Consider the following 15430-nt stretch of genomic DNA (forward strand, 5'->3'; position numbering starts at 1 on the left):
CCCGATGTGACGCAGATTGCCGCCGTGGAATCGGGCATCAACGTGCTGGTCATCGATGATGAGCCGCATATCCGTCGCTTCCTGCAGATCAGCCTGCGTGCGCAGGGCTATACGGTGCTGCTGGCCGAGAACGGGCAGGGCGGGCTGGACGTGGCCCGCAGCTGCAGCGTGGATATCGTGGTGCTGGATGTCGGCCTGCCCGACATGGACGGGCACGCGGTGCTGGCCCAGTTGCGGGCGTTTTCGCCGGCGCCGGTGATCATGCTGACGGCCCGCGCCGGTGAGCGCGAGAAAGTGGCCGCGCTCGATGGCGGTGCACATGACTACGTCACCAAGCCGTTCGGCATCGATGAACTGATGGCGCGAATCCGGGTGCTGCTGCGCTCGGCCAGCCGCAGCGGCGATGAGCCGTTCCGCTTCGACGACGGTTGCCTGTGCATCGACGACCAGACCCACGTGGTCACCTTCCAGGGCAGCCCCCTTGCGCTGTCGCGCAAGGAGTACGCGCTGCTTCTGCTGCTGGCCCGCAACGCCGGGCGGGTGGTGACCCAGCCGGTCATCCTGACCGGCATATGGGGCCCCACCCACAACCGCGATGCGCACTACATCCGCATCCTGCTGGCACGCCTGCGGCCGAAGATCGGCGACAGCGCCGCCGCACCGCGTTACATCCAGACGCTGCCCGGGGTGGGGCTGCAGTTCCACGGCAGCGGCTGACAACGGCGCCGGTGCTGCGCCGTTACTGCGCGGCGCCCTTGCCGGGGCCGCGGTAGCGCGACAGCCAGTAGGCGTAGGGCGGCGGCAGCACGCCGGCCGGGTTCTGTTCGCCCAGTGCCAGCGCCAGCTGGTACGGGTAGTGCGGGTTGGCCAGGTGCGCACGGGCGATCAGCACCAGATCCATGCTGCCCTCACCCACGGCCTTTTCGGCCATGTGCGGATCGTCGATGCACCAGCTGGCGGCCACCGGCATCTGCACATCGCGCTTCAGGCGTGCGGCCACCGGAACGAAGAAGCCCGGGCCCCACGGCGCGCGACTGGCGGCGGTGGAAAAGCCGATGCTGGCGTCGATCAGATCCAGCCCGCCATCGCGCATATCCCGCACCAGCTGCGCGGCTTCGTCGTAGAAGCTTTCGTCGTTGCCGTCGTATTCCACGACGCCGAAGCGCGCGGTCAGCGGCAGGTGTTCGGGCCACACGCGGCGCACGGCGGCCAGGGTTTCGCGCAGGAAGCGGCCGCGGTTTTCAGCGCTGCCGCCGTAGGCATCGGTACGCTGGTTGGCCACCGGCGAGAAGAAGCTCTGCGCCAGATAGCCATGGGCGAAGTGCAGTTCCAGCCACTGGAAGCCGGCGGCAAGCGCGCGTTGGGCGGCGGCCACGAAATCGGCCTGCACGCGCGCGATGTCATCCAGCGTCATCGCCTGCGGCACCTTGCCCAGCCCGCCGCCGAAGGCCAGCGCGGACGGCGCCAGTGTCGGCCAGCCACGGCGGTCGCCCTCGGCAATGTGGTCGTCGCCTTCCCACGGCAGGTTGGCGCTGGCCTTGCGCCCAGCGTGGCCGATCTGGATGCCCGGCACGGCGCCGGCGGCCTTGATGGCCGCGGCAACCTGCGCCATGCCTTCGATCTGGCCGTCTTCCCACAGCCCGGCACAGCCGGGGGTGATGCGGCCTTCAGCCGAAACGGCGGTGGCTTCAACGATGACCAGACCGGCGCCACCCCGCGCCATGCCGGCGTAATGGGTGGTGTGCCATTGGCTGAGATAGCCCTCGTGCGCCGAGTACTGGCACATGGGCGGAATGGCGATGCGGTTGCGGAGCGTGATGCCCTTCAGGGTGAAGGGACTGAACAGAGCGGTCATGAAGATCTCGGTAGCGGGGGTGCAGCGAACGGGCGGGGAGCGATGGGATCAGCGCGGCGGAAGGGCGCGGGCGGCGCCGACCAGGCCGTCCAGCCAGTCCTGGTGGCCGTTGATCATCGGGTTGGGCTTGGCCGCCTGCAGCGCCTTGGCCGGTGCGCCGTTCTGGGTTTCCTGGGTGAGGATGCGCACGCGGCCAGCGTCCAGGTCTTCCACCAGCCAGGCATGGTGGACATCCAGCCGATCGGCGGTGCCTTCCTCGCCGGCCCAGCCGTGCCACGCCACCCGGCCCGGCGTGCCGGCGGTGGGCGCAACGTATTCGGTGCAGCGGGCTTCGACCGGGAAGTCGAAGGTTTCGAACTGGAAGCGGTCACCGGCTGCCAGCACCGGGCCACGGCCATCGTTGAAGCGCACGTTGGCCGAGTTGGCGTAGTAGGTCGGCCAGTGCGCCGGGGTGGCCAGCAGCGGCCAGAGGTCGGCGGCGGTCAGGCCGGCGACGATCACTTCGTTGGAGACAAAGTTGTCGGTCAGGCCCGGCAGGTAGCCGTCGGGCCAGTGGATGGCGTTCATTTTCATGGGGGAGCGGAACAGGGCAGGGAAAGAGGGCCTTACAAGCGTAGGTGGCCCCTGCCCATAGGTGGTCTAATGGCGACTTATTCCGTGGATAAAACCTGCTTATGCATAATCCGCAGTGGCTGCGCTCGTTCGCGGCCGTGGTCGCCCACGGGGGCTTCACCCGTGCGGCCCAGCAGCTCGGCCTGACCCAGGCCGCGGTGAGCCAGCACGTACGCCACCTGGAAGACGAACTGGGGCCGCTGTTGATCCGCCGGCCGCGGCAGGTCGAGCTGACCCCGGCGGGCACCGCCTTGCTGGCCTTCATCCAGGACATGGAGCGCGCGCAGGGGCGCTTGCGGGCGAGCCTGTCGCAGACGGTTTCAGACCAGGGTGAGGTCAGCCTGATCAGCCCCGGCAGCGTGGGCCTGGCGCTGTATCCCATCCTGCTGGACTACCAGCGCAATCACCCGGGGCTGGTGATCCGCCACCGCTTCGCGCCCGACTCGGAAGCGCTGCAGGCGGTGGTGAACAAACAGTACGAACTGGGCCTGGTGACGCTGAAGCCGGACGACCCGCGCGTGGCCGCCTCGGCCTTCACCGAGGAAGTGCTGGAACTGGTGGTGCCTGCCGGTGCGCAGGCCGAAGACTGGGCAGATCTGCAGCGGCTGGGCTTCATCGACCACCCCGATGGACGAGCGATGGCTACGCGCCTGCTGTCGCGGCGCTTCCCGGGCAACCCCGGGGTGGGCACGCTGCCGGTGCACGGCTTCACCAACCAGGTCGCGCTGATCCTGGAACCGGTGTCGCGCGGCCTGGGCTTCACTGTCATTCCGCGCCACGCACGCGAATCGTTCGCACAGCCGGCGTTGATCGACACGGTGGAATGTGGCGATCCGGTGCGCGATACGCTGTGGCTGATCCACCGCGCGGAGTGGCCGTTGTCGGGCGCGGCGCAGTGGCTGGTGGAGCGCCTGCGCGGGCTGCCGCGCTTCCGCCGCGACCGCGCCACGTAGCGCCTGAACAGGGTTCTATTGCGGCGCAACATCGAAGGCGTACAATCCGCTTCGGCCAGTCGGCTGCTGTAACCCGCCTCCCGCCGTTTTCCCCTGCAACGCACAGTGCCGGGGCATTCCGGGGACGTCGCTACGGACCAGCGTACTTCCCAGGACTCACCTGTCCCCCTGTCCTGCCTGTCCCGTTGTCGGGGCCGGGCGCAGGCGGGCGCGTGCCTTTCAACCGAACTGCCCTTGTTGTCGTCGCCCCCATGTACGGCTTCCGCGCGCTGCGCGCTTCTGCGTCCCCCCATCTTCCTACCCTGATCGGCGCCAGTGCCGTGCTGCTGTGGAGCCCCACGCTGGGCATGCTGCGCACGATCAGCGAGATCTTCGGTGCCACCGGTGGCGCCGCACTGATCTTTACCGCTGCCGCGTTCTTTTCCGCGTTGATGCTGGGCATGCCGCGGCCTTCGCAGCTGCCGCGCCGCTACCTGCTGCTGGGCGGTGCGTTGTTCATCGGTACCGAGGCGTCGTTGTCGCTGTCCATCGGTCTGGCCCACCACCGTGGGCAGGCGCTGGAACTGGTGATGATCAATTACCTGTGGCCGTGCCTGACCGTGCTGCTGACGGTGCTGACCCGCATGCAGCGCGGCAACTGGCTGCTGCTGCCGGCCACGGTGCTGTGCCTGCTGGGCGTGGTGATGGTGGTGACCGGCGAGGGCGCGTGGTCGCCGGCGGTGCTGTGGGGCAACCTGCGCAGCAACCCGCTGGCCTATGCGCTGGCACTGGGCGCGGCCTGCATGTGGGCTACCTATTCGCTGGTGACCAAGCGCATCGGCGGCACCCGCAATGCGGTACCGCTGTTCATGGCCGCCACCGCGGTGGTGCTGTGGCTGAAGTACCTGCTGGGCGATGCGCCGCCGCTGCACCTGCACTGGGGTGGGCTGGCCCAGGTGGCGGTGTTCGGCCTGCTGACCGCCACCGCCTATGGCTGCTGGAACCACGGCCTGCAGCACGGCAACGTCACCTCGATGGCGATCTTTTCCTACTTCGCGCCGGTGCTGTCGGTGCTGTGGAGCAGCCTGTGGCTGTCGCTGCAGCCGGGCATGGGCTTCGTGCGTGGGGTGGCCTGCGTGACCGCCGGTTCCCTGCTGTGCTGGTGGGCCACCCGCCCGCCGCGCGCGCTGCCACCGCCGGCGCCGCCGGCCGCACATACCGCCTGATATCCCCTGGCTGCGTGTGGCGCCGTGTTGCGCCGCACGATGTTTCAGCCGGATGACACTGTTACGTTGCCTGTCCCCCGGTGTCATCAACTGATGCGCACCTACGACCGCCAGTAGCAGTGATTGCAAGGGATTTTCATGACGCACAGGCTGAATCGCAAAAAGACACCGGTTACCTTCGTCGCCAGCGCGCTGGCCAGCGCCGTGCTGCTGGCCCTGGCTGGCCCGGCCGCCGCGCAGGACAGCGGCGCCAACCCCACCGACCTGGATGCGGTGACCGTGACCGGCTACCGCGCCAGCGTGGAAAAGGCGCTGGACATCAAGCGCTCGGAAAAGGGCATGGTCGATGCGATCGTCGCCGAGGACATCGCCAACTTCCCCGATCTGAACCTGGCCGAATCGCTGCAGCGCATTCCCGGGGTGACCATCACCCGCGACGCCGGCGAAGGCCGCAATATTTCCGTGCGCGGGCTGGGCCCGGATTTCACCCGCGTGCGTATCAATGGCCTGGAAGCGCTGACCACCGTGGGTGGCTCGGACCAGTCCGGCGGCACCAACCGCAGCCGCGGCTTCGACTTCAACGTGTTCGCCTCGGACCTGTTCTCGCAGCTGATCGTGCGCAAGACCGCCTCGGCCGACGTGGAAGAGGGTTCGCTGGGCGCCACGGTGGACCTGCGCACCGCACGTCCGTTCGACTACGACGGCTTTACCTTCGCTGCCAGCGGGCAGGGCAGCTTCAACGATCTGTCGAACAAGGCCAGCCCGCGCGCGGCCGCGCTGATTGCCGATACCTGGGCCGATGGCCGCTTCGGTGGCCTGCTGTCGGTGGCCTATTCCGAGCGCCAGGTGCGCGAAGAAGGCAGCAACACCGGGCGCTGGTACAGCGCCAGCAGCAATGGCGGCTTCAATCCGGCATCGCCGTTCACCGCCGGCCTGGCCGATGGCGTGTGGCACCCGTATTTCCCGCGCTACACGCTGTTGGAACACGACCAGAAGCGCCTGGGCGTGACCGCCGCGCTGCAGTGGAAGCCGACCGACAACACCGAATTCGCGCTGGACGCGCTGTATTCGAAGATCGACACCGTGCGCAGCGAGAAGTACATCGAGGCGATCTCGTTCGCCTATTCGGCGCAGAAGCAGAACATGCTGCTGCGCGATGGCTACATCGATCCGACCTCCGGCGCGCTGCTGTACGGCGTGTTCGATGGCGCCGGCGTGCGCTCGGAACAGCGCCGCGACGAATGGAGCACCGAGTTCAAGCAGGTCTCGCTGAGCGGTGAACACCGCTTCAGCGATGCGTTCAAGATCAACCTGCTGGCCGGGCATTCCAGTTCCAAGCACGCCAACCCGGTGCAGACCACGTTGATCATGGACAAGGCCAACGTGGCCGGCTACAGCTACGATTTCCGCGACAGCGTCACCCACCCGACCTTCAACTACGGCATCGATCCCACCGACGCCACGGGCTGGACCCTGGCCGAAGTGCGCCTGCGCCCGCAGTACGCCACCAATACCTTCGACACCGCCGCGCTGGATTTCAGCTGGAACTTCGGGCCGTCGTTCACCCTGAAGGGCGGTCTGCTGGCCAAGGACTACCAGTTCGACACCAGCGAATACCGCCGAAGGAGCGAGACGGTGGTGCCGGCCTTCGCCGATGGCAGCTACACCGTGCCGGCAGCGATGGTGGACATCGCGCGCCTGGGTGGCGTGGCCGGTGCGCCTGATGCCTGGGCGGTGCCGGATCTGGCCGCGCTGTCGCAGCTGCTGGGCATCTACAGCGGGCAGGGCATCTACCAGCTGTACGAACGCAACGCCACGCGCCGCAGCGTGGAAGAGCGCGACCGCGGTGCCTGGCTGATGGGTGAGTTCGGCTTCGATATCGGCAGCGTGCCGGTGTCGGGCAACGTGGGCGTGCGCCGGGTGAAGACCACCCAGTCGTCCACCGGCTATTCCACCGTGGATGGTGCGATGGTGCTGACCCATGTCTCGCGCGACTACACCGACACGCTGCCCTCGCTGAACCTGGTGGCCGAGCTGGGCCCCGACGTGATGCTGCGCTTCGGTGCGGCCAAGGTGATGGCACGGCCGGGGCTGTCATCGCTCACGCCGGGCACCACCCTCAGCCTGTCCAGCGGCCACCGCTACGTGAACGGCGGCAACCCCAACCTGGACCCGATCCGCGCACGCACGCTGGACCTGGGTGTGGAATGGTACTTCCAGGAAGGCGGCCTGCTGGGGCTGGCGCTGTTCCACAAGGACATCGAAAGCTTCGTGCAGGGTACCAGCACGGTGATGCCGTTCACCGCCAGCGGCCTGCCGACCAGTCTGCTCGACGGCACCGGCGTATCGCCCAACGAGGACTTCACCTTCACCCGCCCGCTGAACACCCCGGGCGGTGACCTGAAGGGCGCCGAGTTCAACTATGTGCAGCCTTTCAGCTTCCTGCCCGGGCGCTGGAGCAACCTGGGCCTGCAGTTGAACTACACCTGGGTGGATTCGCAGATCCAGTACCTCACTTCCACCGGTGCGGCATCGCTGAAGACCGATCTGACCGGGCTGTCGAAGAATGCGTACAACAGCACGCTGTTCTACGAAGGCGAGAAGCTGGGCGCGCGCGTGTCCTACACCCATCGCGACGGCTACTACACGCAGGTGCCGGCCAGCGTGCAGGGCTTCAGCTTCCACGGCATGGATGCGGTGGACACGGTGGATGCCTCGATCAGCTGGAAGATCGACGACCAGCTGGAAATCAGCCTGGAAGCGATCAACCTGACCAACGAAACCAGCAACGAATGGGTGGGCACGACGGCGTGGAAGCTGCCGCTGACCTACACCCAGACCGGGCGCGAATACCTGGTCGGCCTGCGCTACAAGTTCTGACCGTTGCCACGTCCAGCTGGAGCCAACATGCGTATTCCATGCCGTCGTTTCCTTCCCTTGGCGGTACTGCTGCTGTGTGCCAGCGTGCCGGCCACTGCCCGTGACTGGGTGGTGGCCGCCGATGGCAGTGGCGACTACCGCAGCGTGCAGGCCGCCATCGATGCCGTGCCCGATGGTAACCGCACGCGCCAGGTGATCGTGCTGCGCGAAGGCCTGTACCGCGGGGTAGTGAAAGTGCCCAAGGAAAAGAGCCGGGTGACACTGCGCGGCGCGGGTGCGGGCGCCTCGATCATCAGCTGGAACAATTACGCCGACCTGGTTGACCCGGCCACCGGCAAGGCGATGCGCACCAGTGGCTCGGCCACGGTCTATGTGTATGGCGATGAGTTCATCGCCGAAGACCTGACCATCGAGAATACGGCCGGCAATGTCGGCCAGGCGCTGGCGCTGTACGCGGCGCCGCCACGGGGTGGCTTCCGCAACGTGCGCCTGCTTGGCAACCAGGACACGCTGTACACCCACGAAGGCAGCGTGCTGCACTTCAAGGACTGCTATATCGAAGGCACGGTGGACTTCATCTTCGGCGCGGCCACCGCGTTGTTCGATGACTGCACGATCGTGTCCAAGGGCCGGCTGGGCTGGGTGACTGCCGCGTCCACGCCGGAAGGCCAGCGCTTCGGTTATGTGTTCCGGCGTGCGCTGCTGCGTGGCGAAGGCGCCGGCACCACCTACCTGGGCCGGCCGTGGCGGCCGTTCGCGCGCACGGTGTTCCTGCAGTCCAACCTGGGCCCGCACATCGTGCAGGCCGGCTGGCATAACTGGGACAAGCCCGATGCCGAACGTACCACTTACTACGGCGAATTCGGCAGCACCGGGCCCGGTGCCTCGCCGGAGGAACGCGTGCCGTGGTCGCACCATCTGTCGGGCGATGAGGCGGCGCAGTACAGCACCGAGGCGGTGCTGGGCAGCTGGCGCCCGTTCCCCTGACTTTGCAGGGTCGGGCGGCTGCACGTGCGTCGGCCGGCGCGGCGCGAACTTTAGTGCTGGCGGGCGGCTGTATTCAGCGCCGGTTTCAGCGCGGGTGCGATTCTCGGAATCGTCGACAGGTTCCACGACGAACTGTCCCACCGGTGCCGGTAGTGGCCGCACAGGGCAGTCGTAGAATCGAATCGACCGGGGCCTTCGCTGCTGCTGCAGCATTGGGTTTCGATCGCGTTGCAGCACGCCACCTGCCCATTGTTTTCACCGGCAGGGAGCATGCGCCAGACGTGCGCTGAAAGGTCTGTTCCCGGGGAGGGGGCGATTCGGAAGAGCACACTTTTTTGACTTCAGTGACCTGCACCAGGAAACAAGAATGAACGTCCGCGAACTCCTGCAATCGAAGAAAGAAGCTGTCATCACCATCGACGCCGAAGACACGATCGGTGCCGCCGCGCACAAGATGAGCGCGAACCGTATCGCCGCGTTGGTCGTGGTCAAGGACGGTGCCCCGGTGGGCATCATTTCCGAAAAGGACATCGTGCGCGTGCTGGCCGATGACGGCCCGCAGGCCGGCCGCCGGGTCATTTCCACGCTGCCTTCCACCGGCCTGGAAGGCATTGCGCCGGACGCCACGCTGAAGCAGGCCATGTCGCTGATGACGTACTCGCGCCGCCGCCACCTGATGGTGACCGAGGGCAACACGCTGGTCGGCATCCTCAGCCTGGGCGATATCGTGAAGAACCTGCTGGGCGAGCTGGAGCTGGAAAAGGCCGTGCTGCAGGACATCTACATGGCGGCACACTGAGTGCCGTGTGCGCGCCGGGGTCGGCCCCGGCGCGCAGCAGGTATTCGTACAGCGGAAAAGCTGCAACAACGCAGACGTTGTGATTTTCCGGTGCGCCGGGCATGGCCCGGCGCTACCGGTACGCACGATGACAAGTGCAACGGGCGTCTAGCCTGCGATCTGCGCCTTACGGATGTGCGTCGAACCAGGCCAGTACGCGCGCCGGTGAACTGGCGAACCATTCATGCCCGCCCAGTGGTTCGGTGTACAGCGCCGTTTCCAGGCCCTGGTCCTGCAGGCGGTTGAAGTAGCGGTTGGTGGTCCACCACGGCACCACCGTGTCGACGAATCCCTGCAGGAACAAGGTGGGCGGATGGTCGGACGGCAGCACCGCCGGTACATCGCACAGCGGCCCGCTGCAGGTGGCGTACGAGCCGGACTGGATGGCCAGCGCACGGAATTCACCCGGGAATGAAACCGCCATGCGGCTGGTGTTGTAGCCGCCGCTGGAAATACCGGTGGCATAGCGCCGCAGCGGGTCGAGCGGTCCGAACTGGCCAGCGGCAATCGCATCGAAGACGTTGCTGAGGAAATCGTAATCGGTGCCCAGCTCGTAGGCCGCACTCAGGCCCGGCACATTGGTCTGCCAGAACAGATCGGCCGGCGCGGCCGGTGCCACCACCGCATAACCGTGGTCGAGCAGGGTCTGGATCAGCTTGCCTTCGTAATAGCCGCCAAACGGCTGGTTGCTGCGGTAATCGAAATTCTGCAGCGGGAAGAACGAGCCCTGGTAGACCAGTACCACCGGCCAGCCATGTGCCGGCGGTGTGCCCAGCGGCAACTGGTAGGTCACCCGGCGCTGACCGACCACGCCCGAATCGATCCACGCGGTCTGGTGCGTGCAGGTCACCCGCGCCGGAGTCAGCAGACCGCGTGGCGTTTCGGTGCAGCGCGATTGCGCAGCGGCGTTCTGGCCCAGCAGGGCCCACAGCAACAGGCACGACAACCACATCCTCATTGCACGCTCCTTGCAGACAGGGACGGCGGGGATCAACTCGCTTCCGTCCCACTGAGGTAGAGCGACGCGATCCCCTTCGTCGCTGGGTTCAGAAGGTGACTTTCACCGAGTCGGCGCTGTAGCGGGCAGGGCCGTGGTAGACCACTTCGATGTTGTTGCCATCGGGGTCGAGTACGAAGGCGCCGTAGTAGCCGGGGTGGTAGGGGCGCTCGCCGGGGGCGCCGTTGTCGGTGCCGCCAGCGGCCAGGGCGGCGCGGTGGAAGGCATCGACGGTGGCCGCATCACGGGCCTGGAACGCCAGATGGTGGCGGCCGGTCAGTTGGCCGGCGGCGGCCCCGCTGCTGGCGGTGGAAATGAACAGTTCGTCGGCCCAGAAATAGTCCGGGCCTTCGCCGGCCACCGGAATGCCGATCGTGTCGAACACCGCCTGGTAGAAGCGGCGGCTGGCGGCCAGGTCGCGCACCACCAGCTGCAGGTGGTCGATCAGGCGGCCGCGGTGCAGCTCCATCGTTTCCATACGCACCTCATCACGGGGGAACGGAGGGGATCAAGACGCTTGCGGTCCGATAGTGCCAGACCGCCCCCTCCGCTTCCGTGATCGGGTTGTCGATCAGGTATTGGCGATGATCTCGACCCAGTAGCCGTCCGGGTCCTTGATGAATGCGATGTTCTTCATGCGACCGTCGGTCAGGCGCTTCTGGAACGGTACGCCCAGATCCTCGAAGCGCTGGCAGGCCGCTTCCAGGGCCGGCACCGACACGCACAGGTGGCCGAAGCCGCGCGGGTCGCTGTTGCCGTCGTGGTAGACCGGGCCGTCCTGGCTTTCCGTGCCGTGGTTGTGGGTCAGTTCCAGCACGCCCGGCAGGCCGGCCATCCACACCCGGCGGGTGGCATCGTCTTCCGGCACGGTCACGCCGGCCGGCACGTAGGCCAGGAAGTACAGGCTGAACTGGGCTTCGGCGAAATCGCGCTTGTCGATCAGCTGGTAACCCAGCACGCGGGTGTAGAAGTCCAGCGAGGCGGTGATGTCCTTCACCCGCAGCATGGTGTGGTTGAACACGAAGCCGTGGGTTTCGGCCGGGGCCTGGGCAGCCACGCCGGGAACGTCGCGCAGGGCGGCAAGGGTCATGGGGGAAGTCCTTCAGACAGGGCCGGGAACGGCCGGATGGACCATTCTAACGGGCGCCCACCATGCTGATTGCGACATACAATGGACGGATCGCACCGTTCCGTCCTGACAACGACTCTCCGCCATGTCGCAGCGTGAATGGGTGGCTGCCGCCATCCGCAAGATCGAAGCCGATTTCAATCGCTCCGCCGATACCCATCTGATCCCGCTGGCGCTGCCCGGGTTTGCCGGGATCGATGTCTATCTGAAGGACGAGTCGAGCCACCCCACCGGCAGCCTGAAACACCGGCTGGCGCGCTCGCTGTTCCTGTATGCGCTGGCCAACGGCTGGCTGCGCGAAGGGCGGCCGGTGATCGAGGCCTCCAGTGGCTCCACCGCGGTGTCCGAAGCGTATTTCGCACGCCTGCTGGGGCTGCCGTTCGTGGCGGTCATTCCGGCCAGCACCTCGCCGGAAAAGATCGCGGCCATCGAATTCCATGGCGGGCGCTGCCACCTGGTGGAACGTGCCTGCGACCTGAACTGCGAATCCGAACGCCTGGCCCGCGAAACCGGCGGCCACTTCATGGACCAGTTCACCTACGCCGAGCGCGCCACCGACTGGCGTGCGAACAACAACATCGCCGAATCCATCTTCAAGCAGATGGCCGAAGAGCCCAGCCCGGTGCCGGACTGGATCGTGTGCAGCCCGGGCACCGGCGGCACCGCCGCCACCCTGGGCCGTTATGTCAGCTACCGCCGCCACGACACGCGCATCCTGTGCGCCGACCCGGAAGTCTCGGTGTTCTACGCCGGCTACCAGGCGGCCGTGGCCGGTGAACAGGACTGGCGTGGGCTGACCTGCAGCGGCGGTTCGCGGGTGGAAGGCATTGGCCGGCCGCGGGTGGAACCCAGCTTCATTCCCACCAGCGTGGATGCGATGGTGAAGGTGCCCGATGCGCTGAGCCTGGCCGCCATGCGCCATGTCAGCCGCCAGCTGGGGCGGCGCGTGGGCGGTTCCACCGGCACCAATTTCATCGGCGTGCTGCAGGCCGCGCAGTGGATGCGCGCGGCCGGGCGCAGCGGCAGCATCGTCAGCATCCTCTGCGATGCCGGCGAGCGCTACGCGCACAGCTATTACAACCCCGAGTGGTACCTGAAGCAGGGCATCGACGTGGACGGCGCCGATGCACAGCTGGCCGCCGCCGTGGCCGGGCAGGGGCTGCCCGAGCTGGCGTGCTGCAGCCTGGAAGCGCTGTAAACGGGCCGACATCGTGCTGGGCACGCCGTTGTAGAGTCGAGCCATGCTCGACTGCTTCTGGCGGTCAATACCCCGCCGCCATGAACGCATCCAGCACCGCATCGCGCAGTGCATCGGGCAGCGCCTCGATATCCATCGCGCGGTCATCCAGGTGCAGATGCGGGTCCAGGCTGCTGGCCCGGCCCTGGGCCAGTGCCTGCAGCCATAGCAGCACGCAGATCACGAACTCGCGCTCATGCCCGGGATGCAGATGGCTGGCGCCGCGTTCGATCACCTCGAACGGATACCACTCCTGGGTCTCATTCAATCGACCGCCCTGCTGCTGCACGGCCTGCAACTGGGCAAGATGGCGCGGCGCATCGTCGCCGGCGTCGCACAACCCGGCGATCCAGGCCAGTTCGTTTGCACTGGCCGTCAGGGCCATCGACCGGCCCGGTGCTGCGGTTGGGGCTGGAGCCAGACCTTCCATGTGGGGCCTCGTCGGTACGTACCGCTGCGGTCTCCCCCGCGTCGCCAGCTTCGGCGCGGTGCCGTAAGGCCGGTGTGAATGCCCGGTGCGCCGCCCCCTTGTCTGCTGCCGCTGCCAGCGCCATATCGACGGTGATGCCCGCGCGCCGGGCCTGTCCCCCTGGAGATCTGCCGTGACCGAAGCCAACCCCCTGCTCGATTTTTCCGGCCTGCCGCGCTTCGAGGCGATCCGCCCCGAGCACGTGGCACCGGCGCTGGATGCGCTGCTGGCCCAGGCCGAGGCGGCGGTCAGCGCGGCCGAGCAGGTGCAGCCGGTCACCTGGCAGACCTTCGTAACCCCGCTGGACGACGCCACCGAGCGCCTGTGGCGCGCCTGGGGCCTGGTCAGCCATCTGCAGGGCGTGGTGAACACCCCTGAGCTGCGCGAGGCCTACAACAGCAACCTGCCGCGGGTGACCCGCTTCGCCAGTGCGCTGGGCCAGAACCTGGCGCTGTTCCGCCAGTACCAGGCCCTGGCCGCCAGCGCCGAAGCGGCGCACTTCGATGCGGCCCAACGCAAGGTGCTGGACAACACCCTGCGTGATTTCCGCCTGGGCGGTGCCGAACTGGAGCCGGCCGCGCAGCAGCGCTTCGCCGCGATCAAGGAGGAGCTGTCGGCACTGTCGGCGAAGTTCTCACAGAACGTGCTCGATGCCACCGACGCCTGGTCGCTGGTGGTGGACGACGAAGCGCGCCTGGCCGGTGTGCCCGACGACGTGAAGGCCGCCGCGCGTGTGGCCGCGCAGAAGGACGGCCACGAGGGCTGGAAGCTGACCCTGCAGATGCCGTGCTACCTGCCGGTGCAGACCTGGGGCGAAGACCGCGACCTGCGCGAGATCCTGTACCGCGCCAGCGCGCAGCGCGCCTCGGAATTCGGCGACGACGCGCTGGACAACAGCGGCAACATCGACCGCATCCTGGCCCTGCGTGGCGAGCTGGCGGCGCTGCTGGGCTTCGCCTCCTACGGCGACTACTCGGTGGCCACCAAGATGGCGCAGGACCCGGCCGAAGTGCTGGGCTTCCTGCGTGACCTGGCCGTGCGTGCCAAGCCGTTCGCCGCACAGGATCGCGCTGAACTGGAACAGTTCGCCAGCGAACAGCTGGGCATCGCACCGCTGCAGGCCTGGGACCTGGCCTTCGCCGCCGACCGCCTGAAGCAGGCGCGCTACAGCTATTCCGAGCAGCAGGTGAAGCAGTACTTCACCGAACCGAAGGTGCTGGCCGGCCTGTTCGCGGTGATCGAGCAGCTGTACGGCCTGCGCGTGCAGCCCGACAGCGCACCGGTCTGGCATGACGACGTGCGCTTCTTCCGGCTGGTGGATGCGCAGGGCGCGCTGGTGGGCCAGTTCTACCTGGACCTGTACGCGCGCGAAGGCAAGCGCGGTGGCGCGTGGATGGACGACTGCCGCAACCGCCGCGTACGCGCCGATGGCAGCGTGCAGACGCCGCTGGTCTACCTGGTGTGCAACTTCGGCCGCGGTGCCGACGGCAAGCCGGCCACCTTCAGCCACAACGAAGTCACCACCCTGTTCCATGAAATGGGCCATGGCCTGCACCAGCTGCTGACCCGCATCGGCGAACTGGGCGTGGCCGGCATCAACGGCGTTGAATGGGACGCGGTCGAGCTGCCCAGCCAGTTCATGGAGAACTTCTGCTGGGAATGGGACCACCTGCAGGCGATGACCGCGCACGTGGACAGTGGCGAGCCGCTGCCGCGCGCGCTGTACGAGCGCATGCTGGCCGCGCGTAACTTCCATAGCGGCATGGCGACCGTGCGCCAGCTTGAATTCGGGCTGTTCGACATGCTGCTGCACAGCCAGTTCGAACCGGCGCAGGACAGCGTGCTGGCGTTGCTGGATCGCGTGCGCGCGGAAGTGGCGGTGAACCATCCGCCGGTGTGGAATCGCTTCCCGCACCAGTTCAGCCATATCTTCGCCGGTGGCTATGCGGCGGGCTATTACAGCTACAAGTGGGCCGAAGTGTTGAGTGCCGATGCGTATGCGGCCTTCGAAGAAGCGCCGCAAGCGCTGGCTGAAACCGGTGCGCGTTTCCGCGACGAGATTCTTTCGCGCGGCGGCAGCCGTGCCGCAGCGGAAAACTTCAAGGCCTTCCGCGGCCGCGCACCGCAGATCGACGCGCTGCTGCGGCATTCGGGCATGGCGTAACGCGGTGCCGTTGCGGTAGGTGCCAACCTTGAAGCGGTGGTGCTGTGGTAGGTGCCAACCTTGGTTGGCACTTGCTGGCACTTGTGCGGACCAAGGTCCGCACC

General features: G+C 67.2%; 14 protein-coding genes. 8 read left to right on the plus strand and 6 right to left on the minus strand.

The window, feature by feature from the left end; all coding sequences use genetic code 11:
* Positions 1-6: 6 nt before the first annotated feature.
* Positions 7-717, plus strand: a complete 711-nt coding sequence (locus tag G4G00_RS06380; RefSeq protein ID WP_234412688.1) for a response regulator transcription factor — start codon at positions 7-9, stop codon at positions 715-717.
* 22 nt (positions 718-739) lie between these two features.
* On the opposite strand, the gene G4G00_RS06385 is transcribed toward G4G00_RS06380, so the two are convergent.
* Positions 740-1855, minus strand: a complete 1116-nt coding sequence (locus G4G00_RS06385; protein ID WP_164271971.1) for an NADH:flavin oxidoreductase/NADH oxidase — start codon at positions 1853-1855, stop codon at positions 740-742.
* A gap of 48 nt (positions 1856-1903) precedes the next feature.
* Positions 1904-2428 (minus strand): SRPBCC domain-containing protein, encoded by a 525-nt coding sequence (locus G4G00_RS06390; RefSeq protein ID WP_205515527.1) that lies wholly within the window; start codon positions 2426-2428, stop codon positions 1904-1906.
* Between the two features lie 101 nt (positions 2429-2529).
* Here G4G00_RS06390 and G4G00_RS06395 point away from each other — a divergent pair, with 101 nt between their 5' ends.
* The 5 genes from G4G00_RS06395 to G4G00_RS06415 all read left to right on the plus strand — a co-directional run bounded on the left by G4G00_RS06395 (position 2530) and on the right by G4G00_RS06415 (position 9291).
* Positions 2530-3420, plus strand: coding sequence for a LysR family transcriptional regulator (locus G4G00_RS06395; protein ID WP_164271975.1), 891 nt, complete (start codon positions 2530-2532; stop codon positions 3418-3420).
* A 251-nt stretch (positions 3421-3671) separates the two neighbouring features.
* Positions 3672-4625, plus strand: a complete 954-nt coding sequence (yddG, locus tag G4G00_RS06400) for an aromatic amino acid DMT transporter YddG (RefSeq protein ID WP_108757213.1) — start codon at positions 3672-3674, stop codon at positions 4623-4625.
* Positions 4626-4763: 138 nt separating this feature from the next.
* Entirely contained in the window at positions 4764-7505 is a 2742-nt protein-coding gene (locus G4G00_RS06405) for a TonB-dependent receptor (protein WP_108754217.1), read from the plus strand.
* A gap of 27 nt (positions 7506-7532) precedes the next feature.
* Positions 7533-8492 (plus strand): pectinesterase family protein, encoded by a 960-nt coding sequence (locus G4G00_RS06410; RefSeq protein WP_108754216.1) that lies wholly within the window; start codon positions 7533-7535, stop codon positions 8490-8492.
* Between the two features lie 367 nt (positions 8493-8859).
* The gene (locus G4G00_RS06415; protein ID WP_108750461.1) at positions 8860-9291 is read left to right on the plus strand and encodes a CBS domain-containing protein; all 432 of its coding nucleotides are present in this window, start codon (positions 8860-8862) and stop codon (positions 9289-9291) included.
* Between the two features lie 166 nt (positions 9292-9457).
* Here the strand turns inward: G4G00_RS06415 and G4G00_RS06420 are convergent, their stop codons facing one another.
* The 3 genes from G4G00_RS06420 to gloA all read right to left on the minus strand — a co-directional run bounded on the left by G4G00_RS06420 (position 9458) and on the right by gloA (position 11417).
* Positions 9458-10288 (minus strand): prolyl oligopeptidase family serine peptidase, encoded by an 831-nt coding sequence (locus G4G00_RS06420; RefSeq protein ID WP_108754215.1) that lies wholly within the window; start codon positions 10286-10288, stop codon positions 9458-9460.
* Positions 10289-10376: 88 nt separating this feature from the next.
* Positions 10377-10805, minus strand: a complete 429-nt coding sequence (locus tag G4G00_RS06425; RefSeq protein ID WP_108754214.1) for a VOC family protein — start codon at positions 10803-10805, stop codon at positions 10377-10379.
* A 93-nt stretch (positions 10806-10898) separates the two neighbouring features.
* A complete protein-coding gene (gloA, locus tag G4G00_RS06430) occupies positions 10899-11417 on the minus strand; it encodes a lactoylglutathione lyase (RefSeq protein WP_108754213.1) in 519 nt (172 codons plus the stop codon).
* Between the two features lie 124 nt (positions 11418-11541).
* Between gloA and G4G00_RS06435 the strand changes: the two genes are divergently transcribed.
* Complete coding sequence (locus G4G00_RS06435) at positions 11542-12654, plus strand: PLP-dependent cysteine synthase family protein (protein WP_108754212.1); 1113 nt, start codon at positions 11542-11544, stop codon at positions 12652-12654.
* A 64-nt stretch (positions 12655-12718) separates the two neighbouring features.
* Here the strand turns inward: G4G00_RS06435 and G4G00_RS06440 are convergent, their stop codons facing one another.
* Entirely contained in the window at positions 12719-13078 is a 360-nt protein-coding gene (locus G4G00_RS06440) for a hypothetical protein (RefSeq protein WP_234414560.1), read from the minus strand.
* A gap of 217 nt (positions 13079-13295) precedes the next feature.
* On the opposite strand from G4G00_RS06440, the gene G4G00_RS06445 reads away from it, so the two are divergent.
* Complete coding sequence (locus G4G00_RS06445) at positions 13296-15326, plus strand: M3 family metallopeptidase (protein WP_164271978.1); 2031 nt, start codon at positions 13296-13298, stop codon at positions 15324-15326.
* Positions 15327-15430: the final 104 nt, after the last annotated feature.

The organism is Stenotrophomonas sp. B1-1 (assembly GCF_010894375.1).
In the GTDB taxonomy this organism is placed as follows: Bacteria; Pseudomonadota; Gammaproteobacteria; order Xanthomonadales; family Xanthomonadaceae; genus Stenotrophomonas.